Below are 25770 nucleotides of genomic sequence, written 5' to 3'. Positions count from 1 at the left end.
CCTGCCGTTTGCCGGGATCCTCCATGCGCCACCTGTTCGCTTCGCTCGCCCTCATGCTCGCCACCACAACCGCCGCCCACGCTGAAAAGCTGACCCTGGAAGCCATCACCGGCCCGTTGCCGCTGTCCGGCCCGACCCTGATGAAGCCCAAGGTGGCGCCGGACGGTTCGCAGGTCAGCTTCCTGCGTGGCAAGGACAGCGACCGCAACCAGCTGGACCTGTGGACCTATGACATTGGCAGTGGCCAGACCCGGCTGCTGGTCGATTCCAAGGTGGTGCTGCCCGGCACCGAGACCCTCAGCGATGAGGAAAAGGCCCGCCGCGAGCGCCAGCGCATCGCCGCGATGACCGGCATCGTCGATTACCAGTGGTCGCCGGATGCGCAGCGCCTGCTGTTCCCGCTGGGCGGCGAACTGTACCTGTACGACCTCACGCAGCAGGGCCATGCGGCGGTACGCCAGCTGACCCACGGTGAGGGCTTTGCCACCGACGCCAAGCTGTCGCCCAAGGGTGGCTTCGTCAGCTTCATCCGCGGTCGCAACCTGTGGGTGATCGACCTGGCCAGCGGCAAGCAGCTGCAGCTGACCCGCGACGGCAGCACCACCATCGGCAACGGCGTGGCCGAGTTCGTCGCCGACGAGGAAATGGACCGCCACACCGGTTACTGGTGGGCGCCGGATGATTCGGCGATCGCCTTTGCCCGCATCGACGAATCGCCGGTACCGGTGCAGAAGCGCTACGAGGTCTATGCCGACCGCACTGACGTGATCGAGCAGCGTTACCCGGCCGCCGGCGACGCAAACGTGCGCGTGCAGCTGGGCGTGATCGCACCGGCTGCCGATGCGCAGCCGCGCTGGGTCGATCTTGGCAAGGAACAGGACATCTACCTGGCCCGCGTGGACTGGCGCGATGCGCAGCACCTGAGTTTCCAGCGCCAGTCGCGTGACCAGAAGCAGCTGGACCTGGTGGAAGTGGCGCTCGACTCCAACCGCCAGCGCGTGCTCGCCCACGAAACCAGCCCGACCTGGGTGCCGTTGCACAACAGCCTGCGCTTCCTCGACGATGGCAGCGTGCTGTGGTCGTCCGAACGCTCCGGTTTCCAGCACCTGTACCGCATCGACAGCAAGGGCAAGGCCACTGCACTGACCCACGGCAACTGGCCGGTGGACGAACTGCTGGCGGTCGATGAGAAGGCCGGCAAGGCCTACTTCCGCGCTGGCATCGAAACCTCGCGCGAAAGCCAGATCTACGCAGTGTCGCTGCAGGGCGGCGAGCCGCAGCGCCTGTCGAAGGCGCCGGGCATGCACAGCGCCAGCTTTGCGCGCAACGCCAGCGTCTACGTCGACAGCTGGTCCAACAGCAGCACGCCGCCGCAGATCGAACTGTTCCGCGCCAATGGCGAGAAGATCGCCACCCTGCTCGAGAACGATCTGGCCGATCCCAAGCATCCGTATGCGCGTTACCGCGATGCGCAGCGCCCGATCGAGTTCGGCACGCTCACCGCTGCTGACGGCAGGACGCCGCTGAACTACAGCATCATCAAGCCGGCCGGCTTCGATCCGTCCAAGCGCTACCCGGTGGCGGTGTATGTCTACGGCGGCCCGGCCAGCCAGACCGTCACCGACAGCTGGCCCGGCCGCGGCGACCACCTGTTCAACCAGTACCTGGCCCAGCAGGGCTACGTGGTGTTCTCGCTGGACAACCGCGGCACCCCTCGCCGTGGCCGGGATTTCGGCGGCGCGCTGTACGGCAGGCAGGGTACGGTGGAAGTGACCGACCAGCTGCGCGGCGTGGCCTGGCTGAAGCAGCAGCCATGGGTGGACCCGGCGCGCATCGGCGTACAGGGCTGGTCCAATGGCGGCTACATGACCCTGATGCTGCTGGCCAAGGCCTCCGACAGCTACGCCTGTGGCGTGGCCGGTGCACCGGTCACCGATTGGGGCCTGTACGACAGCCACTACACCGAGCGTTACATGGACCTGCCGGCACGCAATGAAGCCGGCTACCGTGAAGCACGCGTGCTGACCCACATCGACGGCCTGCGTTCGCCGCTGCTGCTGATCCACGGCATGGCGGACGACAACGTGTTGTTCACCAATTCGACCAGCCTGATGAGCGCGCTGCAGAAGCGTGCCCAGCCGTTCGAACTGATGACCTACCCGGGTGCCAAGCACGGCCTGTCCGGCGCCGATGCGCTGCATCGCTACCGTGTGGCCGAAGCCTTCCTGGGACGTTGCCTGAAACCCTGATCCAGCTACGGGAAGGAGCCCGCCGATGACCCTGCCACCGCCGATTCCCGCCCATGACCCGGCATCCGCCGGTTGGTGGTGCCGCCACTGGCGCTGGGCCATGCCGTTGGTGGTGGTGCTGGTGCTGGGCGGGGCAGGGGGTGTGGTGACCTGGAGCGTGCTGCGCTGGAGCGAGGCGGCACGCGAGAGCCCGCCGATGCGCGAGGCACTGCGGCGCGCGGGTTGCAGTATCGAACTGGTGGGAGCGTTCGGTGAGCCGCTGAACATCGAGTCGATGCCGCTGGGCAGCATGCAGACTGCGATCAACGGCCAGCGTGATGTCGGCCTGACCGTGGCCCTGGAAGGCCCGCACGCGCATGGACGGTTGTTCGTGCAGGGCACCCGTCGCGATGATGTGTGGGACTACCCGGTGATGTACGTGCTGGGCGAGGACAAGCAGACCTTCGACCTGACGGCGCTGGATGATGATGAGGCTGCACACGAATGCGAACTGCAGGCCTGCCGTGATCGTGGCGAATGCCCGCTGACCGCCGCGTTGTGACCTTCACGGGCAGGCGACTGCGGGACGTCAACCGGGTAGAGGCGACTGGGTAGAGTCGACTGTCAGTCGACTGCTCTTCAATCAGAAAGCGAAAAACCCCGCGCTGCGCGCGATAGTCGACTGACAGTCGACTCTACCCCTGCCAGGTTTCCGCGGAGCCCGGCCGCACAACCAGCCCGCCATGACTTCCCGCCGATTGTCGCCACCGCCGTGAGCGCGTAGGGTGCGGGCAACCCTGTCCTGGAGTGCACCATGAAGCCGATCGCGTTGGCCGTTGCCCTGGCGCTGAGCGCCGCACCGCTGCTGTCCGCACCGCCGGCGCTGGCGGCACCTGCCGCCAAGGCCGCTACCCCGGCCAGCCCGGCCTGGGTCGCCCGCAGCAATGCGCTGGCGCAGATCCTGCTGGATGCGCAGGGCCCGTTCCAGCCGGAGGAAACCGGCTTCTTCGGCGTGCCCGGCTATGACGACAAGGTGGCCGACCTCGGCCCGGACAACGGCAAGCGCTACCGCGCTGCCATGGCCAAGGCACGCGACGAACTGAAGGCAAAGCTGGCCGCCGAAAAGGATCCCAACGTCCGCCAGGACCTGGAGATCATGATCCACGCCGCCAACCAGAACATCGAAGGCAGCGAGCTCAACGAGAAATACCTGCTGCCGTGGAGCGACGCGCCGCAGACGGTGTTCAGCGGCCTCAACCTGCTGCTGTCCGACCAGGTGCCGGCCGAGCGCCGGGCCAAGGCGGTCGACCGCCTCAAGGCCTACGCCGGCCTGCAGCCGGGCGGCACCGCCTTCACCACGCTGGCGCGCCAGCGCTACGAAGAGCGGCTGAAGGACAGCAGCCTGCTGCAGCCGACGAAGATCGAAGTGCAGCAGTCGCTGGACAACGTCGAGACCTACGTCACCGGCATCGAGTCGCTGCTGAAGAAGTACCAGATCGCCGGCGCCGACGAGGCGATGAAGACCCTGGCCGGGCAGATGAAGGACTACGCCGCCTGGACGCGCAGGGAGGTGCTGCCGAAGGCACGTGCCGATGCACGCCTGCCGGCGCCGCTGTACGCCTACCAGCTCAAGCAGGTAGGCATCGATATCGACCCGAAGCTGCTGATGCAGCGCGCGCAGCTGGAGTTCATGGAAACCCGCTCGGCGATGCAGCAGCTGGCACCGCTGGTGGTGAAGGACAAGGGCCTGAAGGTGTCTGATCCGAGCGACCCGGTGGCGGTGATCCGCGCGCTGAAGGCCGACAAGATCGCCGACGATCACCTGGAAGGCCACTACCGCAAGGTGATCGATGCGATCGATCCGCTGATCCGTGAACACGCCATCGTCGACGTGCCCAAGCGCGCCATGCAGATGCGGCTGGGCTCGGCGGCCGAGAGCGCGGCCAGCCCGGCCCCGCACTTCCTGCCGGCGCCGCTGGTGAACAACACCGGGCAGCAGGGTACCTTCGTGCTGCCGCTGGGCAACCCGGCCGCGGGCCCGGGCGCGCAGTACGACGACTTCAACTTCGGTGCGGCGGCGTGGACGCTGAGCGCGCATGAAGGCCGCCCGGGGCACGAGCTGCAGTTCACCGCAATGGTCGAGCGCGGCGTGTCGCTGGCGCGCACCATGTTCGCGTTCAATTCGGTGAACGTGGAAGGCTGGGCGCTGTATGCCGAAGCCGAGATGGTGCCGTACGAGCCGCTGGACGGGCAGATGATCGCCCTGCAGTTCCGCCTGCTGCGCGCCGCGCGCGCGATGCTCGATCCGATGCTCAACCTCGGCCTGACCGACCGTGCCAACGGCGAGCGCGTGCTGATGGAGCAGGTCGGCCTGTCCAAGGCGATGGCCACCCAGGAACTGGACCGCTACATGGTGCGCATGCCGGGTCAGGCCGGCAGCTACTTCTACGGCTACACCCGCATCCTGGAACTGCGCATGCAGACCGAGCTGGCGCTGGGCGCGAAGTTCGACCGCCTGGCGTTCAACAACTTCCTGCTCGACCAGGGCCTGCTGCCGCCGGATCAGCTGGCCGACGCGGTGAACAAGGTGTTCGTGCCGAAGTACAAGTGATGCCTGCTATCCGGTAGTGCCGGCCGCTGGCCGGCATTCCCTGGGCGCCGGACAGGTTCATGAGGTTGCCGGCCAGCGACCGGCACTACCCGCGGTGATGCAATCGCATCACCGCTGTGGTTGCGGCGTGATCACCTGTGTCGGCAACCGCGCCGGGGGTGCCGGATTCGGCACCCAGATGGCGACGCCAGCGGCGCGCTTCTGGGTGGTCGGAATCCCGATGCCGACGCCGCCACCGACATGCGAGCCGAACGTGCCGGCGCCCACCGACATGCCTACCGGCGAACCACTGCTGCCCACGCCCATCAGCACCACGCCGTTGGCGCCGAGCGCGGCGGCCTCGCGCTTCAGGCGGGCCACGGCGGCATCGGTCTGGCCCTGGGTGCCGAAGCCGACGGCGGAAGCCGATTCCAGCTGGGCGATTTCCTGGGAGCCGGCCGGTGGCGTCGAATAGATCTGCACCAGCGCCGGATCGATCGGTGCGCGGGCGCGGCCCAGCATCACCTTGGAGGTGCTGGCACAGCCGGCGGCGACCAGCAGCATGGCCGCCAACGCGGCCCAACGGATGTTCATGGCACTACCCCTGCAGGACTGGTTGCGATGATCGGCGGGCCACTCTGAATCGGCGCCAACACCCGGGCCGGGGCACGCACGACACCACGCTAGCACGGGTCGGGTGACAGCCCCGCCAATGGCAGTAGGCGGCAGCAACGGGAACGATTATGGTGGGGCCAGGAACCAACTGCGGGAGAGCGGCATGGGTGTGATCAGTCTGTTGTGGGGCGTATTGGCGCTGTTGTGGATGATCCTGGCGTTGATTCCGCTGCTGGGCTGGGGCAACTGGTTCCTGATCCCGTTCGCCGCGGTCGGTGCGGTGATCGCCGCGCTGGGCATCCTGTTCACCCACCCGAGCAAGCGTGGCCGGGCGTGGGCCGGGCTGGTCCTGAACGGTATCGTGGTGGTGGTCGGCATCCTGCGTCTTGGCCTGGGCGGCGGCGTGGTCTGAGCCCGGGTCCCGGGTGCGACAGGGCGTCGCAGGCACACGGCCGATGGCCGGGCGGGGGCGTACAATGAATGGCTGCGCGAGCCCCCCGCGTGCCTGTGAATCCGCGCTCCGCGCGGCTGCCCCATGATCATCCGACCCCGTCCCCACGGCTGGCAACTGCTGTACATCCTGCGCGGCTCGATCGTCAAAGCGATCGCGCCGAAGGTGCTGGCCATCCTGGTCCTGTCCATCGCCGTGGCCGCAGTGGTCGACCTGGCGCCGCCCACCGGCATCGAACGCGTTTCGGTCACGCCGTTCACCCTGCTTGGCCTGGTGCTGTCAATCTTCCTCAGCTTCCGCAACAGCGCCTGCTACGACCGCTGGTGGGAAGGCCGCAAGCTGTGGGGCCAGCTGGTCTACGAATCGCGTTCGCTGGCGCGCCAGGTGAACCTGCTGCTGGCCGACGACGCGGGCCGTCGTCGTCGCGTCGCCTACCTCACCACTGCGTTCGCCCATGCGCTGGCGGCGCGACTGCGTGGTCGCATCGTCGCCCTGGCGGCACTGCCGTGGCTGGACAAGCGCCAGCGCGAACAGCTGGGCCAGCGCGAGAACGTGCCCGATGCACTGCTGGCGATGATCGCGGCCGAACTGGCGCAGGCGCTGCGCGCTGGCCAGCTCGACCCCATCCTCTATACCCAGCTTGAAGAACGCCTGCACGCGATGTCGTCGATCCAGGCCGGCTGCGAGCGCATCCTCACCACGCCGTTGCCGTTCGCCTACACCCTGCTGCTGCACCGCTGCGCGTGGATGTTCTGCGTGCTGCTGCCGTTCGGCCTGGCCAGTTCGCTGGGCTGGGGGACGCCGGTGCTGTCGGCGGTGCTGGCCTATGCCTTCTTCGGCCTGGACCAGCTGGGCGAAGAAATGGAAGACCCGTTCGGCCTGGAGCCGAACGACCTGCCGCTGGACGCGCTGGTGCGCACGATCGAGATCGACCAGCTCGATGCGCTCGGCGAACGCCCGTTGCCCGAACCCCTGCTGCCGCAGGGCTACCTGTTGCAATAGCCACTCCTCGGAGCCTGCCATGTCCCACCCGCTGTACCGCCCGCGCCGCATGCGCCACGACGAGTTCTCGCGCCGCCTGATGCGCGAGAACACGCTGACCACCGACGACCTGATCTACCCGGTGTTCGTGCACGAACTGGCCGGCCGCACCTCAGTGCCGTCGATGCCGGGCGTGGAGCGGCTGTCGATCGAAGAACTGCTGAAGGTGGCCGAAGAGGCGCTGGAGCTGGGCATTCCGGTGATCGACCTGTTCCCGGTGATCGACCCGTCGCTGAAATCGCTGGATGCATCGGCGGCGTGGGCCGAGGACGGCCTGGCGCAGCGCGCGATCCGCGCGCTGAAGTCGCGCTTCCCGGAACTGGGGGTGATGACCGACGTGGCGCTGGACCCGTACACCACCCACGGCCAGGACGGCATCATCGATGACAAGGGCTATGTGCTGAACGACATCACCGTCGAGGCGCTGGTCAAGCAGTCGGTGTCGCACGCCGAGGCCGGTGTGGACATCGTCTCGCCGTCGGACATGATGGACGGCCGCATCGGCGCGATCCGCCGAGCGCTGGATGCCGACAACCACGTCAACGTGCGCATCATGGCTTACTCGGCCAAGTACGCCTCGGCGTTCTACGGTCCGTTCCGTGATGCGGTGGGCAGCGCGGCCAGCCTCGGCAAGGCCGACAAGAAGACCTACCAGATGGACCCGGCCAACGGCGACGAGGCCCTGCGCGAGATCGCGCTGGACCTGGAAGAGGGCGCCGACATGGTGATGGTCAAGCCGGGCATGCCGTACCTGGACCTGGTGCGCCGGGTGAAGGAGAAATTCGGCGTTCCGACCTTCGCCTACCAGGTGAGTGGCGAGTACGCGATGATGAAGGCCGCCTTCGCCAACGGCTGGCTGGACGAGCGCGCCTGCGTGCTGGAGTCGCTGCTGGGCTTCAAGCGGGCCGGTGCCGATGGCGTGCTGACCTATTTCGCGCCGCAGGTGGCGCGATGGCTGCGCGAGCGCTGACAATAGCGCCACGATAGACGGAGGAATGCGCGATGGGCCCCGAACTGGGATGGATGCAATGGCTGATCTGGGGCATCGGTACGCTGGTGTTCGGCGCCATCATCGTCGGTGTCTTCATCGCCGCCTGGCGGGCCGGCAAGCGCCCGCCGGAGCAGTTCTCCGCTGCCCGCCACGTGGCCCGTGAGCAGGCCCTGCCGGAGAGCGTGCAGGCCGAACTGGCCGCGCTGAACCAGCGCAAGGACAATGGCCAGCTGAGCGAGGTCGAGTACGAGCAGTTGCGCGCCAAGGTGTTGTCGCGCTGACGGGTGGGTGCCAACCTTGGTTGGCACCCACCCCGCGATCATCCACGCATGGCGTGGATCTACCGGTAGCGCCGTCAGCGTGCGCCCGGCACGCACCCCGCCACCAACGCCACCTTCGGTACCGCCAACCGGTACACATCCACGCCACCGGCACGCGGTGCCTTGGCCGCGCTGCTGGCGACCAGCATCTCGCCCGGCTTGGCGTTGTCGATCACCGGTGCGCCGGTCCAGCCGCTGGCCTGGTTGAACGACAGCCCCAACGGCTGCAGCGCCGCGCCGGTCCACGCACAGCCGCTGCTCCACACCTGCGCGGTCGCGCCGCTGCCACGACTGAACACCACGGCGCCGTCATGGCCCAGCCAGTCGCCATCGGTCTCGTCGTCGGCGCTGTTCAACGCGCTCAGTGCGGTGGCCGGTCCGCGGATGCCCTGCGCATCCAGCGTCGCCACGAACAGGTCCCAGCCGCCGCCACGGCCCTGCTGGCGGGCAAACAACAGCCGTTGGCCATCCGCGCTCAGGGCCGGCCCGCGCTCTTCCCGGCGTTCGCCGTCACCGGCGAGCGGCTGCGCCGGGCCCAGCTGGCCGTCGGCGGCCAACGCGGCGCGGTACAGCGTCAGCTTGCCGTCGCGGCCGGCCGCGAACAGCAGCCAGCGGCCATCGCGGCTGAAGTAGGGATCGCGGGCCTCGCCGGCCACACCCACCGTCAGTGCCTGTGCCTGCTGCCAGCGACCGTCGACCACGCGTGCCTCCCACAGGCCCCAGCCGGCTTCGCCGCGGCGCGCGAACACGATTCGCTGGCCGTCGGCGCTGATCGTGGCGCGGCCTTCGTCGGCACGGGTCGAGACCACGCCCATGCCTTCGATGCCGTACTCGTTCAACGCCATCGCCACGGGGGCAGAGAGTAGACTGGCGGCAAGCACCAGCAGGGGCGGGGTGATGCGCATCATCCGGGTCCGTGCACGAAAGAGCATCAGTCTAGCCAGCTTGAGGATTCCATGACCGACCGTTACGCCGTCTTCGGACACCCCGTTGCCCACTCGAAGTCGCCGCAGATCCACGCGACGTTCGGTCGCCAGGAAGGCATCGCGGTGGATTACCGCGCGATCGACCTGGCCCAGGATGCGTTCCTGGCCGGCCTGGAAGCCTTCGCCGCCGACGGCGGTGTCGGCGCCAACGTCACCTCGCCGCACAAGGAAGCCGCATTCTCGGTGTGCACCACCCTGACCGCACGCGCGCGCCGCGCCGGCTCGGTCAACACGCTGCTGCGCAAGGGCGACCGCTGGCATGGCGACACCACCGATGGCATCGGCCTGGTGCGTGACCTGACCGACCGCCATGGCCTGGACCTGCGTGGCCGCCGCATGCTGCTGATCGGTGCCGGTGGCTCCGCGCGCAGCGTCGCCCCGGCCTTCCTCGATGCCGGCATCACCGAGCTGGTGGTGGTCAACCGCACGCCGGAACGCGCCGATGAACTGATCGACGCGATGGGCGAACCGGGCCGGGCGATCAGCCGCTACTGGGAAGACCTGCGTGACCTGGGCGACTTCGAGCTGATCGTCAATGCCACCTCGGCCGGCCGCGACCGCGCCGTCGAGTTCAAGCTGCCGCTGTCGCTGGTCAATTCAATGACCACCGCCGTCGACCTGAACTACGGTGAGGCCGCCATCGCCTTCCTGGCCTGGGCGCGCGCCGCAGAGTGCCGCAATACGGTTGATGGCCTGGGCATGCTGGTCGAGCAGGCGGCCGAGAGCTTCCTGCAGTGGCATGGCGTGCGCCCGCAGACCGACGAGATCTACCAGTCGCTGCGGCAGGGCTCGGCAGTGCTGGCCGGCGAGGACTGATCGATGGACAGCACAACGTTGATGGTGACCGTGCTGAGCATGGTCGGCGTGCGCCTGCCGGTGCTGATCGCGCTGTGCGTGGGCCTGGTCTGGGTGGTCGGCGCACCGCGCGATGCCACCCGCACCGGCGCCCTGGTCGGCCTGCTGCTGTTGCTGCTGGCCAGCCTCGGTGGAATGGCGGCGGGCATCCTGCCGATGTGGATGGTGCGCAGCGGTGATTTCAGTGCCGTGTCGAGCCTGAGCGCCATCCTCGGCGTGCTGCATTTCGCGCTGGCGATGGTCGAGGCCATCGGTGTGGTGCTGCTGGTGTGGGCGCTGGTGCGCCTGCTGCGTAGCCGTACGGTCCCGGCCGCCTGACCGGTCGCGCCGGGGCATGCCCGGCGTATCTGCCCCTGGGACGGTCCGGCCATCGGACCGTGACCGCCAGCGGGCGTCGTCGCTGGCCCGTTCAGGGTCCCAGCGCCGGTGAATGCGGCCGGCCATGCGACAATGGTCAGCCTGATCCAGCTACGGTAGTTCCCGGCGTGACCGAAACCGTCGCCGCTCCGCGCACGCTCGATGACTCCTTGAAGGACGCGATCCGCAAGGCGTACACGACGCTGCAGGCCAATACGCCCGGCTTTTCCACCCGCCGCTCGCAGAGCCAGATGATCGGCGTGGTGTCGCGCGCGCTGTCGAAAAGTGGCGGCGTTGGCGTGGTCGAGGCGCCCACCGGCGTCGGCAAGAGCCTGGGCTACCTGACCGCGGGCGTGCCGATCGCGCTGGCCAGCAAGAAGAAGCTGGTGATCAGCACCGGCACCGTGGCGCTGCAGTCGCAGCTGGTCGAGCGCGACATTCCCAACTTCCTCAAGGCCACCGGCCTGGAAGCGACCGTGGCGCTGGCCAAGGGCCGTACCCGCTACCTGTGCACGCGCAATGCCGCCGAGGCGCAGGGCGAGGGCTCGCAGGGCGGCATGTTCGAGGATGATGCACCGCTGTTCGACCGGCCACTGGCGCCGATCGAGATGGACATCGCCAAGCGCCTGACCGATGCCTTCACCGGCGGCAGCTGGGATGGCGACATCGACAACGCGCCGGAGACGATCAGCCCCGGCCTGCGCAGCCGCATCACCACGCCGGCCTCGGGTTGCGCCGGGCGCCGTTGTGCGTATTCGGCGCAGTGCGCGGTGCTGCGTTCGCGCAACACCGTGCGTGATGCGCAGATCGTGGTCACCAACCATGCGCTGTTGCTGTCGGCACTGTCGATCGGCGACAGCGACAACGGCCAGCCGTTGATCGCGCCGCCGTCGGACATGCTGCTGGTGCTGGACGAAGGCCATCACATCGGCAACGTGGCGATCGACCAGGGCGCGGCCAGCCTGGCGCTGGATGAAATGGCCAAGCGCACCGGCCGCCTGCAGATCCTGATCGCCGGCGCCTACCGTGCGGTCGACAAGGACCGCCTTGGCAACCTGCTGCCGAACGAAGCGATCGAAGTGGCCAGCAACGTGGCCAAGCAGCTGCGCGCGTTCCGTGACCACATCGAGCGGGTGTGGATGCCGGCGCCGGCCGATGAGGAACCGATGTGGCGCGCCGCCAATGGACGCCTGCCCGAGGCCTGGCGCGAGCCGATCGAAGCACTGGCCGACGATACCCGCAGTCTCTACAACTGGGCGCATGCCGCTACCGCGCAGGTGGCCAAGGGCAAGCCGGACGATGCCGCGCGCGAGCGCCTGCAGCGCAACCTGGGCATGGCGCTGGAAATGATCGAGCAGCAGTACAACCTGTGGCAGGCCTGGCGTCGCGAAGACAAGGACGGTGCGCCGCCGATGGCGCGCTGGGTCACCGCCACCCGCGACGGCGACCTGGTGCTGCACGGCTCGCCGGTGTCGGCCGCGCACGTGCTGCGCAAGCTGCTGTGGGATGAAGTGGACTCGGTGGTGATGACTTCGGCGACGCTGACCGGCGGTGGCGACTTCCAGTCGCTGGCGATCGACAACGGCATTCCGGAAGAGGCCGAGATGGTCTCGCTGTCGTCACCGTTCGACCTGCCCAACCAGGCCGAGCTGATCGTGCCGAAATTCCCGGTCACCCCGGACGACCGCGAAGGCCACCCGCGCGAAGTGGCGCGCTATCTCGACACCGAACTTGATTGGGCCAAGGGCTCGATGGTGCTGTTCACCTCGCGCTGGAAGATGGAGAAGGTGGCCGGGCTGATGTCGGCCGCGCGCCGCAAGCAGGTGCTGGTGCAGGGCGAGATGTCCAAGACCCGCCTGATCGACGAGCACCTGCGCCGCGTGGCCGCAGGCGAAGGCTCGGTGCTGTTCGGCCTGAATTCGTTCGGCGAAGGCCTCGACCTGCCGGGTGAGGCCTGTACCACGGTGGTGATCACCCAGGTGCCGTTCGCGGTGCCGACCGACCCGCAGACCGCCACGCTCAGTGAGTGGTTCGAGGGGCGCGGGCTCAATGCGTTCAACCTGATCGCCATTCCGCATGCGCTGCGCACGCTGACCCAGTTCGCCGGCCGCCTGATCCGCACCTCCACCGACACCGGCCGCGTGGTCATCCTCGATTCGCGGCTGCTGACCCGCCGCTACGGCAAGCGCATCATCGACGCACTGCCGCCGTTCAAGCGCGTGATCGGCTGAGGCAGGGTCGGCACCGTAACCGTAACCCATAGGGACGGGTAGTGTCGGCCGCTGGCCGGCAGATCACCGGCAGCCGCGCTAACATGCCCCAGCAGGCAGGGAGCGCGCAGATGAAGATCGAGTTGTTTTCCGAGTATTACGACGGCCTGATCCAGGGCGTGCTGTCTGACGACGGCAGCGTGTTCTACGCTTTCTGCATTCGCGTCGATTTCTCTGACGCCAGCCAGGACCGCGTCTACTGGGTTGCATCGATTGATGATGTGGAAAACTAGCAGTTGCGTCGATGCCTGGACAAGAGCGCGAAGGCGTTCGATGCACTGCTCCGCACAACGTTCCTGCACCGACGCGGCGTGGTGCTGAAGGGGGAACCCGAGTCTTGGAGTGGCAAGGACCTGCGCTTGGAATCGCGCGGCGATGAGCATGCACGGTTCCTCCGCTATCCCTCGGTCGATGTGCTGGCGAGTGTGAGTGCCCGGCACGCGTCGTCCGCGGCGATAGGTGAGTGAGGCCACATGCACGACTGGACCATCATCGCGACCCACAGTGACTGGATCGCCGCCACATTTGAACTCGTCCTGCGTGATTCAACGCAAGCCGAGCGCCGTATGCAGTTTGATGCAGTCGAGCATGTGACGCTGGACAGGAGCGAACCGTGGGGACCGAGTGCTTCGATCAACGACGTGATGGCGAGCGAAGATCGCGCCGAAGGTGTCATCCGCGTGGTGTTTGAGCTGCAGTCCGGCGGCGCGATCCACATTTCAGCAGGTGCGTGCCGCCTGGATGGCGCGCCATTCGCGTTCTGATGCCTGAGCCGGGGTCAGACCTTCCTGCGGAACGGATCCGACCCCACGGCAATTCAATCGCCGAGCAGGGCGGTGTTGCGTACGGCACCCTTGTCGGCGCTGGTGGCGAGCAGGGCGTAAGCCTTCAGAGCGCTGGTGACCTTGCGTGGGCGCGGCGCGCGCGGCTTCCAGCCGCGGGCATCGGTGTCGGCGTGGCGCTGGGCGAGCGTGGCCTCATCCAGCAGCAGGTCGATGCGGCGGGCAGGGATGTCGATGCGGATGCGATCACCATCTTCCACCAGGCCGATGACACCGCCGCTGGCGGCTTCCGGCGAGACGTGGCCGATCGACAGGCCCGAGGTGCCGCCGGAGAAACGGCCGTCGGTGAGCAGCGCGCACTGCTTGCCCAGCCCCTTCGATTTCAGGTAGCTGGTCGGGTACAGCATCTCCTGCATGCCGGGGCCGCCCTTCGGGCCTTCGTAGCGGATCACCACCACGTCACCCGGCTGCACTTCGTCGGCGAGGATGCCGGCGACGGCGGCGTCCTGGCTTTCGTAGACGCGCGCGGGGCCTTCGAACACATGGATCGACTCGTCCACGCCGGCAGTCTTCACTACACAGCCATCCACGGCCAGGTTGCCGCGCAGTACGGCGAGGCCGCCTTCCAGCGAATACGCGTGCTGCAGCGAGCGGATGCAGCCTTCGGCGCGGTCCACGTCCAGGGTCGGCCAGCGCGTGGCCTGGCTGAAGGCCTCCTGGGTGGGGATGCCGGCCGGGCCGGCCTTGAAGAAGGTATGCAGGGTGTCGTTGTCACTGCGCACCACGTCCCAGCGTTCCAGCGCGTCGGCCAGGCTGGCGCTATGCACGGTCGGCACGCGGGTATCGAGCAGGCCGGCGCGGTCCAGCTCACCGAGGATGCCGAAGACGCCGCCGGCGCGGTGCACGTCTTCGATGTGGTACTTAGGCGTGTTCGGTGCCACCTTGCACAGCTGCGGGACGCGCCGCGACAGTGCATCGATGTGGGTCAGGTCGAAGTCGACCTCGGCTTCCTGCGCGGCAGCCAGCAGGTGCAGGATGGTGTTGGTGGAACCGCCCATGGCGATGTCCAGGGTCATCGCATTGGCGAAGGCGGCCTGGGTGGCGATGCCGCGCGGCAGCGCGCTCGCGTCTTCGCCGCCATACCAGCGGTGGCAGAGCTCGACGATAAGGCGGCCGGCACGACGGAACAGTGCCTCACGGTCTGCGTGGGTGGCCAGCGTGGTGCCGTTGCCGGGCAGCGACAGGCCCAGCGCTTCGGTCAGGCAGTTCATCGAGTTGGCGGTGAACATGCCCGAGCAGGAACCGCAGGTGGGGCAGGCGCTGCGCTCGAACGCGGCCACCTTCTCGTCGGAGGCGCTGTCATCGGCGGCCACCACCATCGCATCGACCAGGTCCAGCTTGTGCTCGGACAGCTTGGTCTTGCCCGCTTCCATCGGCCCGCCGGACACGAACACCACCGGGATGTTGAGGCGCAGCGCGGCCATCAGCATGCCGGGGGTGATCTTGTCGCAGTTGCTGATGCACACCAGCGCGTCGGCACAGTGCGCGTTGACCATGTATTCCACGGCGTCGGCGATGATCTCGCGGCTGGGCAGCGAATACAGCATGCCGTCGTGGCCCATCGCGATGCCGTCGTCCACGGCGATGGTGTTGAATTCCTTGGCGACGCCGCCGACCTGTTCGATTTCGCGCGCGACCAGCTGGCCGAGGTCCTTCAGGTGCACGTGGCCGGGCACGAACTGGGTGAAAGAGTTGGCGATGGCGATGATCGGCTTGTGGAAGTCGCCATCCTTCATGCCGGTGGCACGCCACAGGGCGCGGGCGCCGGCCATGTTGCGGCCGGCGGTGGAGGTGCGGGAACGGTATTCGGGCATGGCTGGCGGAACGGGCGGGCCGTACGACGTGGGGGTCACCCGATCATGGCCAATTTTTTCGGTTGCTGCTGCAACCACCGGAGGTGGTCCGGCCGGGCTGCGCCCGGCACCCGCGGTAGTGCCGGCCGCTGGCCGGCAACCTCAACAGCAACAGCTGGGCTATCCGTGGGATGGCGGGGTGGGTCCGCTGGCGGGGGACGCCGTAAACCCGTCCTTGGGGGCTTGGCCGCGGCATCCATGCAGCGGACACCCCCGCCAGCGGCCCCACCCCGCCTTCGACAGATTCCCAATGCTGTTGGTGGGTGTCGACATTGGTCGACGTGGTAGATCCACGCCATGCGTGGCTGATGGGGAACGACGAAAATGAAAGTCCGTTCATCTTTCGGACTTTGCCGATTCCGGTTGTTGGCCCGGATTTGGCATCATTGGGGCATTGATCCGTCGACAGGGCATGAGGCCATGAAACGTTCCCGCACCACCGCGCTGCTGCTGATGAGCGCCGCGCCGCTGCTGTTCACCGCCTGCCAGAAGGAGCCGGAGGTGAAGGTGCAGGAAGGCCTGTACACCTCGGTCGAGGCCTGCACCGAGGCTACCGGCGATCCGTCGTCGTGCCGCAACGCCTTCTCCGAAGCGCAGAAGCAGGCCGCCGATGCGGCGCCGAAGTACGCCAGCAAGGAAGCCTGCGAGAAGGACTACAAGCCGGAGCAGTGCGTGCAGCAGCACACGTCGGCGGGTACCTCGTTCATCGGCCCGATGATGATGGGCTTCTTCATGTCGCAGATGCTGAGCAACCGCGGGGGCCTGGCACCGCAGGCACCGGCGTCGGCGCCGGCCTACCAGGACAAGAATGCGGGTTGGGCGCGCCCGGCACCGGGTGGCACCGGTGGCCTGAACACTGCCAGCGGCATCGGCGCCGGCAAGGCTGGCCTGGCCCCGGTCACCAGCGAGCCGAACCGTGCAGTCACTGCCAGCCGTGGTGGCTTCGGCAACACCAGCGCGCGCCGCAGCAACAGCGGCAGCTACGGCGGCTGATCGACCCATGCAGCGCATCCGGATTGCCGAGCGTGCCCAGTGGCGGGCACGTGCGGAGGAAGCGGGTTTCCGTTTCCATACCATCGATGGTCAGCCGTACTGGGATGAAAGCGCGTACTACGCGTTCACCCTGCGCCAGATCGAACAGGACATCGAAGACCCCAGTGCCGAGCTGCACCAGATGGCGCTGGACCTGGTCGGTGATGTCATCGGCAGCGAGCGGTTGATGGACCAGCTGGCGATTCCGTCGCATTACCGCGACTGGATCGCCGACAGCTGGCGCCAGCGTCAGCCACACCTCTATGGCCGCCTGGACCTGGCCTACGACGGCACTGGCCCGGCCAAGCTGTACGAACTGAACTACGACACGCCGACCTCGCTGTTCGAGGCCAGCTTCTTCCAGTGGCAGTGGCTGGAAGACCAGCGCAACGCCGGCCGCCTGCCGCAGCATGCCGACCAGTTCAATGCGATCCATGAGGCGCTGGTCGAGCGTTTCGGCGAACTGGCCACGCAGCTGCCACCGCCGCTGTACTTCAGCGCGGTGGGCAGTTCCGAAGAAGACCGTGGCACCGTCGATTACCTGCGCGACTGCGCTTCGCAGGCCGGCCTGCATGGCCAGGCCATTGCCATCGAGGACATCGGCCTGTCCGAGGACGGACGCTTCACCGCGCTGGATGATTCGGTGATCGGCACGCTGTTCAAGCTGTACCCGCTGGAAGACCTGATGGCCGAGGAGTTCGGTCGCGCGCTTCCGGGTTCGGGCGTGCAGCTGCTGGAACCGGCGTGGAAGGCGGTGCTGAGCAACAAGGGCATCCTGCCGCTGCTGTGGCAGCGCAACGTGGGCCATCCGAACCTGCTGGAAGCGCACTTCGATGACGGCAGCACGCTGGCGTCGGGCTGGGTGCGCAAGCCGCTGTTCTCGCGCGAAGGTGCCAACATCGAGATGCACCTGGACGATGGCAGCACCCAGCGCAGCGACGGTCCCTACGACGGCCCGGCGATCATCCAGCGCGCACATCCGCTCACCCGCTTCGAAGGGGGTTACCCGCTGATCGGCAGCTGGGTGATCGGCGACCACGCCTGCGGCATCGGCATCCGCGAAGACGACAGTGCGATCACCCGCGACAGTGCGCGCTTCGTGCCACATGCGATCGTTGATGAGGCGCCGACGCGGATCTACGTTTGATGGCGGTGCGGCGTTGGCCTGGCCGGCATGGGCGTTTTTCGCCCGTGCCTGGCCGGCACTTCGATGACGGGCGCAGCCTGCAGGCCTTCGCGGACCGCGTCGCGGTGCGTTGCCATCGCTGCGACACCCCCGGCTGGGTGGTCGCCAGCTGGGAACCCTACCGGTGGACCGCGCGATTCCGCTGCACCGGCTGCAGTTCTGCACTGGACAGTGGTGACTGGGTCGGTGCGGTCTACATGCTGGGCCGCCAACCTTGTGGATTCTGTGGGCATCAGTGGCTGCACGTGCGTCGTCGGGTTCCCGCTGGCGTTCCTGCACCAGCGTCCTTCGCTGCTCGATGTGCGCAATGTGATCGCAGTACCGATGTTTCGGTCTTGGTGCGTCCATTGCGTGATGCCGAGCCTGCCGATCCGCACTTCGGATTGCCGCTGTGCCTGGTCGAACCGACCCGTGCAGGCCTGCTCTGGGCCTATAACGCTGAACATCTGCAGGCATTGCACGAGTATGCGAGCGCGACATTGCGCGAAAGCCGCGGCCATCACCGATCCATGTTCTCGCGCCTGCCGCAGTGGATGAAGCTGGCCCGCAACCGGGTGTTGCTGCAGCGCGCGGTGGAGCGATTGCAGCGGCGATTGCTGCAGGGGTAGTGCCGGCCGCTGGCCGGCAACCGCCGTTGGTAGATGCCGACCCTGGTCGGCGCTTTGGGTTTCGTGCCAACCAAGGTTGGCACCCACCAAAGCGATGCACCGGTTGTTGCAGGGGGTAGTGCCGGCCGCTGGCAGGCAACCGTTTCTGGTAGATGCCGACCTTGGTCGGCGCCGTGAGTTTCGTGCCAACCAAGGTAGGCACCCACCAGGGCGATGTGGCGGTTGTTACAGGGGGGGTAGTGCCGGCCGCTGGCCGGCAACCGCTGTTGGTAGATGCCGACCCTGGTCGGCGCTGTGGGTTTCGTGCCAACCAAGGTTGGCACCCACCAGGGCGATGCACTGGTGGGTGCAGGGGGGTAGTGCCGGCCGCTGGCCGGCAACCGCCGCTGGTAGATGCCGACCCTGGTCGGCGCCGTGAGTTTCGTGCCAACCAAGGTAGGCACCCACCAGGGCGAGGCATCGGTTGCCGCAGGGGTAGTGCCGGCCGCTGGCCGGCAATCGGTGTTGGTGGATGCCGACCTGGGTTGGCGCTGTGGGGTTCGTGCCAACCAAGGTTGGCACCTACCAGAGCGAGGCATCGGTTGCCGCAGGGGTAGTGCCGGCCGCTGGCCGGCAATCGGTGTTGGTGGATGCCGACCTGGGTTGGCGCTGTGGGGTTCGTGCCAACCAAGGTTGGCACCTACCAGAGCGGTACGTCGGCAGCGCCGGGTCATGCCCTGCGCTACCGCTTCAGAGCAATCCTTCGCGCTTCACTGCCAGGTAGCGCTCCACCAGCGCTGCGGGCAGGGCGTCGGCGGTCACGTCCAGCACCATCACCTTCTCGCTGCGCAGCGCTTCATGCGCCTTCGCGCGCTGCTGCAGGTACAGCGCCGCAGCGCCGGCCTGGGCGGCGTCCTCCAGCGACTGCACCTCGTCATCGAGGACAGCATCCAGTTCGCGCTCACGCAGGCTGGCCACGCACACCAGGTGGCGCTTCTGCAGCAGGCGCACCGCCGCCAGCAGATCCTCGATGTCCTCGTCGCGCACGTTGCTGACCAGCATCACCAGTGCGCGCCGGCGCTGGCGCAGCGACACCTCGGTGGCGGCGGCCAGGTAATCGGTGGCCACCGCGCGCGGCTGCAGGTCGTAGCTGGCACGCAGCAGGTGCTCGACCGTGCCCATGCCACGCTGCGGCGCCACCCAGCGGCGCTCGCCACCGGCAGCGAACAGGCCGGCGGCATCGCCCTGGCGCAATGCCAGGTACGCCACCACCAGCGAGGCGTTCAAGGCGTGGTCGAAATGCGAGAGACCGCCTTCGCTGGCCAGCATGCGTCGCCCACTGTCGAGCATCAGCAGCAGCTGCTGGTTTTTCTCGTCCTGGTACTCGCGCGAGACCAGCTTGCGCGCCCTTGCGGTGGCCTTCCAGTCGAGCTGGCGCAGGCTGTCGCCCACGCGGTATTCGCGCATCTGGTGGAAGTCGGTGCCTTCACCACGGCGACGCTTCACGTGCGCACCCACCAGGCGCGAGGCCTGGTCGGCGCTGAACAGGGCGAAGCGGGTGAGTGGCACGAAGTTCGGATAGACCCGTACGTCCAGCGCCGGTGGCAGGGTGCGCTGCTGCCACCACAGCCGCCATGGTGAGCGCATGCGCAGATGCACGCCGTCGAAGCGGAAGCGGCCACGCTGCAGCGGCTGCAGGTGGTAGTGCAGGGTGGAGGCGCTGCCAGGCTGCAGGCGCACGCGCTGCGGCAGCGATTCCAGCGGCCAGCCGCCGGGGACCAGGTCGAACACCTGCACCGTCATCGCTGCGTCCGCCTGCAGGCGCAGCGCGGCCTCGCGGCGCACACCCAATGCCAGCGCTTCGGGCAGCTCACGCTGGATCTGCGGCGATGGACGCCGCGTCTGCCGCGACAGGTCGAACAGTGCAGGCAGTGCGATGGCCACCGCGGCCAACGCCCAGCTCCAGCGTGGCAGCAGTCCGCCCAGCACCAGGCCGCCCAGGGCGGCCCAGGCCAGCAGCAGCACCAGCAGCAGCGGGGCCGGCCTCATCGGCGCGGTGCTTCCACCTTGGCCAGCAGTGCGCCCAGCACGTCGTCGGCATCCTGGCCCTCGATCTGCAGCTCCGGGGCCAGCGCGATGCGATGGCGCAGCGCGGGGCGCGCGATGTCGCGCACGTCGTCGGGGGTGACGAAGTCACGGCCGGCCAACACCGCCTGTGCGCGCGAGGCGCGTACCAGCGCGATGCTGCCACGCGGGCCGGCACCGACCGCGATGCCCGGCCACTGACGGGTAGCGGCCACGATCCGCACCGCGTAGTCGATCACTTCGTCATCGACAGTGATCGCTGCGGTGGCGCGCTGCAGCTCCAGCAGTTCGCCGCCGCCAAGCACGCGCGGCACCTGGCTCAGGTCGAAATCGCTGGCGGCGCGGCCGCTGGTGATCGCGGTCACCATGCGCTTCTCGTCCTCAAGCTCCGGGTAGTCGATCAGCACCTTCAGCAGGAAGCGGTCCAGCTGTGCTTCCGGCAGCGGGTAGGTGCCTTCCTGCTCCAGCGGGTTCTGCGTGGCCAGCGCCATGAACGGCGGTGCCAGGGTGAAGGCCTTGCCTTCGATGGTCACCTGGCCTTCCTGCATCACTTCCAGCAGCGCCGACTGGGTCTTGGCCGGAGCGCGGTTGATCTCGTCGGCCAGCAGCAGGTTGGTGAACACCGGGCCGCGACGGATCCTGAAGCTCTCGCTCTTCGGGTCGTACACCGCGTGGCCACTGACGTCGCTGGGCATCAGGTCGGGGGTGAACTGCACGCGGCCGTAGTCCAGCTCCATGGCCTGCGCCAGCGCGCGCACCAGCAGGGTCTTGCCCAGCCCGGGCACGCCCTCGATCAGCACGTGGCCACCGGCCAGCAGGGCCACCAGAATCTGGTCCAGCACGTCGGCCTGGCCGATGAAGGCGCGGCCGACGGCCTCGCGGATGGCATCGACGCGTTCGATCAGGCGGGCATCGGCGGCCGCCGGCAGCTCGGGGACTTCGGTCATAGCAGGGATCTCATCTGGAGCAGCAAGCGGATGCGCTCGCGCAGGGCGGAGGAATCGTGCGGCGGAGGCGGTGTGAGCGCGCTGGCGACGCGGCTTTGTGGCCACTTCAGCAGCGCGGCGATGGCCTGCTCACGCGGTGCGCCATCGAGCGCGGCGGCAACTGGCGCGCGCAGTCGCAGGCGATGCAGGAACAGGGCGAGCACGGCGTCGTACAGGCGTGTACCGTGGCCGAAACGCAGCAGCAGTTCGCCGCTGGCGCGCACATGCTCCAGCAGCGAGCGGCGTTCCAGCACCGGCGACGGTTGCAGGCTGCCAAAGCGCTGCGAGCGGCTCCACAGCCAACCCAGCAGGGCCAGCAGAAGAGGCGCCCACAGTGGCCAGCCCTGGTAGAAGATGCGTGCCCACAGCGATGGCGGGCGGCTGGCGTAGATCAGCCAGACCGCACCCTTGCCGTAGTTCGGGTCGAGCAGATAGCGGGTCAGGTCGCGGTGCGAAGCATCGTGCAGGCCATCGCTGGCCTTGCCGCCCGCCGAGGCCAGGCGCGCTGCCGGTGAATCCACCTCGCTGCGCATGAAGTCCATGTCGGCCAGCACGCTCACCTTGCCCTGGCCATGGCGCAGGCGTGCGAACACGAGATCGCGATCACCGCCCCAACGGCGTTCGGCCTGCGCACTGGCCGCAAACCCCAGGGTGAAACGGCGGCCACCGCAGAATTCAACGTGGCCCGGATCATCATCGACATGGAAAGGCTGGCAGTCGCTGCGCTGGAACAGGCTGTCCACGCCCAGCCGGTCCAGCAGCGGCCCCTGCGTGCTGCCGGCATCGTCCTCGGCCGGCGGCGGTGTGCGTACCAGCAGGTGTCCACCATCCTCGACCCAATCCAGCAGGGCGTTGGCGACGGGCGGCGGCAGTTCGCTGCTGTCCTGCAGCAGCACTACCGTGTCGTGCGGCCCCAGCGTCATCTGCTGCAGTTCCAGCCGGGGCAGCGAATGCACGTCGATGCCGTCGGCACGCAGGGCCTGGCCGAGCACGTAGAGCGGGTTGTAAGCCGCCTCGCCCTGTGGCGGCAGCCGGATGGTCTCGGTCACGCGCTCATGCGTGCGCAGGTAGAGAATGGTCAGCGGCACGCCGAACAGAACCAGCACGCCCAGCAACAACGACCAAAATACGCGCGGGCTCATGCCTGCCACCCGTACTGCTGGCGCAGGGTGTCGGCCAGTGCATCGAAATCGGCACGGCTGGGCAGGCGGCCACCGTAGGCCGCGTACTGCCACATGCGGACGATGCGCGCGAACAGGTCACGGTCGGTGGCGTCAGGCATGCGTCGCGATGCACGCAGGCACTGCGCTTCGGTGGCGCCGGGGGGCAGCGCGATGCCGCTGCGCTCTCCCACGGTACCCACGCTGGCACGGTAGAGCAGGGCCAGCGCCTGGCGGGGCCGGCCCTGGTCCCACAGCAGGCCGGCCTGGGTGGCCACGTCCGGCGGCAGCACCACGGGCAGTTCCACCTGTTCCTCGATCACCTGCGGTGGTGCATCGGTCTTGCGCCGGCCGCTGCCGCGCAGCCAGGGCAACCACATCCGGGCCGTCAGCAGCAGCACCAGCAGCAGGATGCCCAGCAGGCCCCACAGGCCCCACTCGGCCAACCGTGCCAGCCAGGCGATGCCCTCCTTGCGCGCCTTGCGTTCGCCCCGGGGGCTGCTGTCACTCCGCAGCTGCTTGTCTTCCTTCTTCTTTTCCTCGGCCTGTTCGATCGGCTTCCAGCGGGTGACCTGGCGGGTCGGGCGCTGCAGCGGATCCTCATAGGCGCGATTCACCGCCTGGCGGAATCCAGCAGTGTCCACTGGCGTGCCACCGAAGATGGTGGCCGGCGTGTTGGCCGGGTCGATGGTCGGTTCTTCGTCGTCCTCTTCGGCGGCGATGCCGCTGTCGCTGGGCTTGCCCATGGCGCGTCCGGGCTCGGCATCTGCGTCCTGCGCATGCACCGGTGCGGAGACCAGCGGCAGTGCCAGGCACAGCAGCAGGGCCAGCGTCGACGCTGCCGGCAGCAGGCGATCGCGCAGGCGGCGCAGGGCGATTTCGACGTCCCAGGCTTCCATCTGCGTACGCCGGTTCAAGTACAGGCCAAAGCCCGCACCGACGAAGAACGGGCCGATCAGCGCCGAGGCCAGCCAGCAGGCCAGATTGAAACCGAAGCGAGCCCAGGCCGGCGTGTCCTTGCCGATCATGTCCCACGCCGCACGCCAGGATTCGGACATCAGGTCCAGTGGCATGAACATGAACACTGCACCGATGGCACCGGACACCAGCACCGCTTCGAACGCCATGCAGGTCACGGTCAGCACTGTCGCCGCACCTGCGGCGCCGGCCGCCACCGCACGGCGGCGTGGACCGCGCTGGCCCGGTGCGTTGCCTTCCAGCAGGTTCACCGGCAGGCACAGGCTGCGCAGCACGCTGAAGCGACGCCAGCCCAGGTAGCCCCAGAAACCAGTGTTGCCCCAGTGGCGCTGCGCACGCAGGGCCGAAAGCGTGCTGACCGGTTCGCCGAAGATGCCGCGCGACAGCACATACAGCGGCGCACGCTCGAACAGTGGCTTGCACCACCACATCGCCAGCCAGGCCCAGCCGAAGGCATCCAGCCACCATCCCAGCGCGTTGAAGATCACGAACAACGGAGCACTGGCCAGCAGCCAGCTGCCCCACACGGCGCGCGCATGGCGGCGGGCGAGGGCACTGCCCAGCTCCATCGCTTCCCAGCCGCTGCGTGCACGCAGCACCACGTCCAGGCGGTCAATGCGCATGACCACCTCCACGCCCGCCACGCCACAGCCACAGCAGCACGCCGGCCCAGAGCACTCCGGCGACGCTGAACTTGATCCATGCAGGGACTTCGGCGATCGACGACCAGAACGCTTCGATGAAGGCTGCGACCAGCAGCATGAACGCCACGCCCAGGCACAGCCGGGCACCGATGCGGCCACCGTCGACCAGCGCATCCAGGCGGCTGCGCCGGCCCGGTGCCAGCAGTTTCATGCCCAGCTGCAGACCGGCACCGCCGGCGATCACGATCGCGGTCAGCTCGAATGCGCCATGGCCGACCACGAAGCGCCAGAACGGCCCACCGTGCCCGATGTGCTGCAGGTGGCCGGCCACCGCCCCGATGGTGACGCCGTTGAACAGCAGCACCAGCAGCGTGCCCAGCCCGGCCAGCAGGCCGCTGGCGAAGGTGCGCAGGGCAATGCTGATGTTGTTGAGGATGTAGTGGCCGAACATCATCCAGTCGGTGCCGCTGTCGCGGCCCAGTCGTTCGGCGGCAGGGTCGTACATGCGCTCCATCGCGGCGATCTGGCGGTTGTCCATCAGCGTGTGGATCAGGTCCGGGTAGACCTGTGCAAGCACGAAGCAGGCGATTGCCGGCAACGCGAACATCGCCAGCGCTACCCACATGCTGCGTGCCTGGCTGCGCACGAGCAGCGGGAAGTCGGCCACCAGGAATTCCAGCGCGGCGCGCCAGCGCGTCGGCCGTGTGCGGTACAGCACGCTGTGGCCCTGCTGCATCAGCTGCTGCAGGCGCTGGACCAGCTGTGGGCTGTAACCGCGCTCGCGGGCCAGCGCCAGCTGCTGGCACAGGCGCCGATAGCGTTGCGGGACGGTGGCATCGTCCAGTGCCAGGCCGCTGGCCTTGCGGCGCGCACGGCGCGAGGCGCCGGCACGCAGCAGCAGCCACTGTTCCAGGTCCTGCCATTCCTGCTGGTAACGGGCGACGAACTGTTCCTGTTTCATCGCCGCCCCAGCAGCCAGTTGGCCATCGCGTACAGGCGCAGCACACCGATCTGGCCCAGGCTGCCGGTCAGGGGTTCGGCGATGCCGGCCAACTCCTGCTGGCGGGGCGCGGACAGACGCGGGGCGCGCTCGGCGAAGGCCATCAGGGCGGCCTGTTCCTCCGGCCGCAGCGGCTGCGGCGGGGCCAGCACGCTGTCGATGGTGGGTGGCGGTGGCAGGTACAGCACAGGTGCGTGCACCACCACCGTGCCGGCCACCAGGTCGCCGAGGCGGCGGCCGTGCGGATCGAACAGGCTGCTGACCAGGCCCAGTGCATAGCCGAACGGCAGCATGTCCACCGTACGCAGCAGGTTGCGGGTGATCGCCGCCATCCAGCCCACGGGCGCGCCATCGCGCGACAGCACGCGCAGGCCCAGCGCGCGCTTGCCCAGGGTGCGGCCCCACAGCGCCTCGCACACGATCGGGTAGACCCAGTAGGCCAGGAACATCAGCACCAGGTTGATGCCGGAGCCGAATTCGTCCAGCACCGCCAGCGGAATCGCCATCAGCACCAGTACCGCGATGCGCACGCCAAGATCGACCAGCCAGGCCATGGCCCGCGGCAGCGGCCCGGCTACCGGCAACTGAAGCAGCACACCCTCCGGCGTCACCACCTCACGGTAGGTATCGAGCATCGGTGCGGCCATCAGCGCGATGGCCTTCGTTGTGGGCGCCGGAGTCCTCTCCGGCTGGCAACCACAGGCATGGGGGTC

The 25770-nt window shown here is 68.2% G+C and carries 24 protein-coding genes; 15 read left to right on the top strand and 9 right to left on the bottom strand.

The features are described from left to right. Positions 1 to 23 precede the first annotated feature (23 nt). From ACZK29_RS20960 to ACZK29_RS20950, 3 genes are all read left to right on the top strand, one after another. Positions 24 to 2249, top strand: a complete 2226-nt coding sequence (locus ACZK29_RS20960; RefSeq protein ID WP_478446465.1) for a S9 family peptidase — start codon at positions 24 to 26, stop codon at positions 2247 to 2249. Positions 2250 to 2274: 25 nt separating this feature from the next. After that, positions 2275 to 2790, top strand: coding sequence for a cytochrome c oxidase assembly factor Coa1 family protein (locus ACZK29_RS20955; RefSeq protein ID WP_111202353.1), 516 nt, complete (start codon positions 2275 to 2277; stop codon positions 2788 to 2790). A gap of 252 nt (positions 2791 to 3042) precedes the next feature. Continuing rightward, on the top strand, positions 3043 to 4839 hold the full coding sequence (locus ACZK29_RS20950) for a DUF885 domain-containing protein (RefSeq protein WP_164146501.1): 1797 nt from the start codon (positions 3043 to 3045) through the stop codon (positions 4837 to 4839). 108 nt (positions 4840 to 4947) lie between these two features. Here ACZK29_RS20950 and ACZK29_RS20945 read toward each other — a convergent pair whose 3' ends face one another. After that, on the bottom strand, positions 4948 to 5412 hold the full coding sequence (locus tag ACZK29_RS20945; protein ID WP_111202355.1) for a hypothetical protein: 465 nt from the start codon (positions 5410 to 5412) through the stop codon (positions 4948 to 4950). Between the two features lie 184 nt (positions 5413 to 5596). Between ACZK29_RS20945 and ACZK29_RS20940 the strand changes: the two genes are divergently transcribed. The 4 genes from ACZK29_RS20940 to ACZK29_RS20925 all read left to right on the top strand — a co-directional run bounded on the left by ACZK29_RS20940 (position 5597) and on the right by ACZK29_RS20925 (position 8197). Next, positions 5597 to 5845 (top strand): hypothetical protein, encoded by a 249-nt coding sequence (locus ACZK29_RS20940; RefSeq protein WP_005411548.1) that lies wholly within the window; start codon positions 5597 to 5599, stop codon positions 5843 to 5845. 123 nt (positions 5846 to 5968) lie between these two features. Beyond that, a complete protein-coding gene (locus tag ACZK29_RS20935) occupies positions 5969 to 6886 on the top strand; it encodes a bestrophin family protein (RefSeq protein WP_478446464.1) in 918 nt (305 codons plus the stop codon). Positions 6887 to 6905: 19 nt separating this feature from the next. Then, the gene (gene hemB, locus ACZK29_RS20930) at positions 6906 to 7895 is read left to right on the top strand and encodes a porphobilinogen synthase (RefSeq protein ID WP_111202357.1); all 990 of its coding nucleotides are present in this window, start codon (positions 6906 to 6908) and stop codon (positions 7893 to 7895) included. Positions 7896 to 7927: 32 nt separating this feature from the next. Further along, complete coding sequence (locus ACZK29_RS20925) at positions 7928 to 8197, top strand: SHOCT domain-containing protein (protein WP_111202358.1); 270 nt, start codon at positions 7928 to 7930, stop codon at positions 8195 to 8197. A gap of 74 nt (positions 8198 to 8271) precedes the next feature. Here ACZK29_RS20925 and ACZK29_RS20920 read toward each other — a convergent pair whose 3' ends face one another. Beyond that, positions 8272 to 9144 carry a TolB family protein gene (locus ACZK29_RS20920; RefSeq protein WP_111202359.1) on the bottom strand — a complete coding sequence of 291 codons (873 nt, stop codon included), beginning with the start codon at positions 9142 to 9144 and terminating at the stop codon, positions 8272 to 8274. A gap of 48 nt (positions 9145 to 9192) precedes the next feature. Here ACZK29_RS20920 and aroE point away from each other — a divergent pair, with 48 nt between their 5' ends. The 5 genes from aroE to ACZK29_RS20895 all read left to right on the top strand — a co-directional run bounded on the left by aroE (position 9193) and on the right by ACZK29_RS20895 (position 13468). Beyond that, on the top strand, positions 9193 to 10038 hold the full coding sequence (gene aroE / locus ACZK29_RS20915; RefSeq protein WP_478446463.1) for a shikimate dehydrogenase: 846 nt from the start codon (positions 9193 to 9195) through the stop codon (positions 10036 to 10038). 3 nt (positions 10039 to 10041) lie between these two features. Next, positions 10042 to 10395: a hypothetical protein gene (locus ACZK29_RS20910; RefSeq protein WP_111202361.1), complete on the top strand. Its 354-nt coding sequence runs from the start codon at positions 10042 to 10044 to the stop codon at positions 10393 to 10395. A gap of 167 nt (positions 10396 to 10562) precedes the next feature. Further along, positions 10563 to 12665, top strand: coding sequence for an ATP-dependent DNA helicase DinG (gene dinG / locus ACZK29_RS20905; RefSeq protein ID WP_106550680.1), 2103 nt, complete (start codon positions 10563 to 10565; stop codon positions 12663 to 12665). 110 nt (positions 12666 to 12775) lie between these two features. Further along, complete coding sequence (locus ACZK29_RS20900; RefSeq protein WP_478446462.1) at positions 12776 to 12937, top strand: hypothetical protein; 162 nt, start codon at positions 12776 to 12778, stop codon at positions 12935 to 12937. A gap of 240 nt (positions 12938 to 13177) precedes the next feature. Next, positions 13178 to 13468: a hypothetical protein gene (locus tag ACZK29_RS20895; protein ID WP_478446461.1), complete on the top strand. Its 291-nt coding sequence runs from the start codon at positions 13178 to 13180 to the stop codon at positions 13466 to 13468. Positions 13469 to 13521: 53 nt separating this feature from the next. On the opposite strand, the gene ilvD is transcribed toward ACZK29_RS20895, so the two are convergent. Then, on the bottom strand, positions 13522 to 15360 hold the full coding sequence (ilvD, locus tag ACZK29_RS20890) for a dihydroxy-acid dehydratase (RefSeq protein ID WP_111202364.1): 1839 nt from the start codon (positions 15358 to 15360) through the stop codon (positions 13522 to 13524). Between the two features lie 459 nt (positions 15361 to 15819). Between ilvD and ACZK29_RS20885 the strand changes: the two genes are divergently transcribed. From ACZK29_RS20885 to ACZK29_RS20875, 3 genes are read left to right on the top strand one after another with little or no spacing between them, the layout of a single operon-like run. Further along, positions 15820 to 16392, top strand: coding sequence for a DUF1190 domain-containing protein (locus ACZK29_RS20885; RefSeq protein ID WP_164146503.1), 573 nt, complete (start codon positions 15820 to 15822; stop codon positions 16390 to 16392). A gap of 7 nt (positions 16393 to 16399) precedes the next feature. Next, positions 16400 to 17578 carry a glutathionylspermidine synthase family protein gene (locus ACZK29_RS20880; protein ID WP_111202366.1) on the top strand — a complete coding sequence of 393 codons (1179 nt, stop codon included), beginning with the start codon at positions 16400 to 16402 and terminating at the stop codon, positions 17576 to 17578. Beyond that, entirely contained in the window at positions 17578 to 18225 is a 648-nt protein-coding gene (locus tag ACZK29_RS20875) for a hypothetical protein (RefSeq protein WP_478446460.1), read from the top strand. The genes ACZK29_RS20880 and ACZK29_RS20875 overlap by 1 nt, the downstream gene beginning before the upstream one ends. A gap of 729 nt (positions 18226 to 18954) precedes the next feature. Here ACZK29_RS20875 and ACZK29_RS20870 read toward each other — a convergent pair. Genes ACZK29_RS20870 through ACZK29_RS20845 form a run of 6 tightly spaced genes read right to left on the bottom strand, consistent with a single transcriptional unit; the run spans position 18955 to position 25704 of the window. After that, positions 18955 to 20253: a DUF58 domain-containing protein gene (locus tag ACZK29_RS20870; RefSeq protein WP_111202450.1), complete on the bottom strand. Its 1299-nt coding sequence runs from the start codon at positions 20251 to 20253 to the stop codon at positions 18955 to 18957. Then, positions 20250 to 21236, bottom strand: a complete 987-nt coding sequence (locus ACZK29_RS20865; protein WP_111202451.1) for an AAA family ATPase — start codon at positions 21234 to 21236, stop codon at positions 20250 to 20252. Before ACZK29_RS20865 ends, ACZK29_RS20870 begins: the two co-directional genes overlap by 4 nt. Further along, the gene (locus ACZK29_RS20860) at positions 21233 to 22417 is read right to left on the bottom strand and encodes a DUF4350 domain-containing protein (protein ID WP_111202452.1); all 1185 of its coding nucleotides are present in this window, start codon (positions 22415 to 22417) and stop codon (positions 21233 to 21235) included. Before ACZK29_RS20860 ends, ACZK29_RS20865 begins: the two co-directional genes overlap by 4 nt. Then, positions 22414 to 24036: a DUF4129 domain-containing protein gene (locus ACZK29_RS20855; RefSeq protein ID WP_111202457.1), complete on the bottom strand. Its 1623-nt coding sequence runs from the start codon at positions 24034 to 24036 to the stop codon at positions 22414 to 22416. The genes ACZK29_RS20860 and ACZK29_RS20855 overlap by 4 nt, the downstream gene beginning before the upstream one ends. Further along, entirely contained in the window at positions 24026 to 25018 is a 993-nt protein-coding gene (locus tag ACZK29_RS20850) for a stage II sporulation protein M (protein ID WP_106550025.1), read from the bottom strand. The genes ACZK29_RS20855 and ACZK29_RS20850 overlap by 11 nt, the downstream gene beginning before the upstream one ends. Continuing rightward, on the bottom strand, positions 25015 to 25704 hold the full coding sequence (locus tag ACZK29_RS20845; RefSeq protein ID WP_111202454.1) for an RDD family protein: 690 nt from the start codon (positions 25702 to 25704) through the stop codon (positions 25015 to 25017). The genes ACZK29_RS20850 and ACZK29_RS20845 overlap by 4 nt, the downstream gene beginning before the upstream one ends. Positions 25705 to 25770 lie beyond the last annotated feature (66 nt).

Source organism: Stenotrophomonas sp. 89682_Sma (genome assembly GCF_056481405.1).
The sequence above is the reverse complement of the archived record's forward strand: the minus strand, read 5'-3'. Positions and strand labels throughout refer to the sequence as shown.

What these genes read in the sequence shown, in the direction of transcription:
- ACZK29_RS20960 (WP_478446465.1), top strand. Translation starts at nt 24, where the DNA reads ATGCGCCACCTGTTCGCTTCGCTCGCCCTCATGCTCGCCACCACAACC.
- ACZK29_RS20955 (WP_111202353.1), top strand. Translation starts at nt 2,275, where the DNA reads ATGACCCTGCCACCGCCGATTCCCGCCCATGACCCGGCATCCGCCGGT.
- ACZK29_RS20950 (WP_164146501.1), top strand. Translation starts at nt 3,043, where the DNA reads ATGAAGCCGATCGCGTTGGCCGTTGCCCTGGCGCTGAGCGCCGCACCG.
- ACZK29_RS20945 (WP_111202355.1), bottom strand. Translation starts at nt 5,412, where the DNA reads ATGAACATCCGTTGGGCCGCGTTGGCGGCCATGCTGCTGGTCGCCGCC.
- ACZK29_RS20940 (WP_005411548.1), top strand. Translation starts at nt 5,597, where the DNA reads ATGGGTGTGATCAGTCTGTTGTGGGGCGTATTGGCGCTGTTGTGGATG.
- ACZK29_RS20935 (WP_478446464.1), top strand. Translation starts at nt 5,969, where the DNA reads ATGATCATCCGACCCCGTCCCCACGGCTGGCAACTGCTGTACATCCTG.
- hemB (WP_111202357.1), top strand. Translation starts at nt 6,906, where the DNA reads ATGTCCCACCCGCTGTACCGCCCGCGCCGCATGCGCCACGACGAGTTC.
- ACZK29_RS20925 (WP_111202358.1), top strand. Translation starts at nt 7,928, where the DNA reads ATGGGCCCCGAACTGGGATGGATGCAATGGCTGATCTGGGGCATCGGT.
- ACZK29_RS20920 (WP_111202359.1), bottom strand. Translation starts at nt 9,144, where the DNA reads ATGATGCGCATCACCCCGCCCCTGCTGGTGCTTGCCGCCAGTCTACTC.
- aroE (WP_478446463.1), top strand. Translation starts at nt 9,193, where the DNA reads ATGACCGACCGTTACGCCGTCTTCGGACACCCCGTTGCCCACTCGAAG.
- ACZK29_RS20910 (WP_111202361.1), top strand. Translation starts at nt 10,042, where the DNA reads ATGGACAGCACAACGTTGATGGTGACCGTGCTGAGCATGGTCGGCGTG.
- ACZK29_RS20900 (WP_478446462.1), top strand. Translation starts at nt 12,776, where the DNA reads ATGAAGATCGAGTTGTTTTCCGAGTATTACGACGGCCTGATCCAGGGC.
- ACZK29_RS20895 (WP_478446461.1), top strand. Translation starts at nt 13,178, where the DNA reads ATGCACGACTGGACCATCATCGCGACCCACAGTGACTGGATCGCCGCC.
- ilvD (WP_111202364.1), bottom strand. Translation starts at nt 15,360, where the DNA reads ATGCCCGAATACCGTTCCCGCACCTCCACCGCCGGCCGCAACATGGCC.
- ACZK29_RS20885 (WP_164146503.1), top strand. Translation starts at nt 15,820, where the DNA reads ATGAAACGTTCCCGCACCACCGCGCTGCTGCTGATGAGCGCCGCGCCG.
- ACZK29_RS20880 (WP_111202366.1), top strand. Translation starts at nt 16,400, where the DNA reads ATGCAGCGCATCCGGATTGCCGAGCGTGCCCAGTGGCGGGCACGTGCG.
- ACZK29_RS20875 (WP_478446460.1), top strand. Translation starts at nt 17,578, where the DNA reads ATGGCGGTGCGGCGTTGGCCTGGCCGGCATGGGCGTTTTTCGCCCGTG.
- ACZK29_RS20870 (WP_111202450.1), bottom strand. Translation starts at nt 20,253, where the DNA reads ATGAGGCCGGCCCCGCTGCTGCTGGTGCTGCTGCTGGCCTGGGCCGCC.
- ACZK29_RS20865 (WP_111202451.1), bottom strand. Translation starts at nt 21,236, where the DNA reads ATGACCGAAGTCCCCGAGCTGCCGGCGGCCGCCGATGCCCGCCTGATC.
- ACZK29_RS20860 (WP_111202452.1), bottom strand. Translation starts at nt 22,417, where the DNA reads ATGAGCCCGCGCGTATTTTGGTCGTTGTTGCTGGGCGTGCTGGTTCTG.
- ACZK29_RS20855 (WP_111202457.1), bottom strand. Translation starts at nt 24,036, where the DNA reads ATGCGCATTGACCGCCTGGACGTGGTGCTGCGTGCACGCAGCGGCTGG.
- ACZK29_RS20850 (WP_106550025.1), bottom strand. Translation starts at nt 25,018, where the DNA reads ATGAAACAGGAACAGTTCGTCGCCCGTTACCAGCAGGAATGGCAGGAC.
- ACZK29_RS20845 (WP_111202454.1), bottom strand. Translation starts at nt 25,704, where the DNA reads ATGGCCGCACCGATGCTCGATACCTACCGTGAGGTGGTGACGCCGGAG.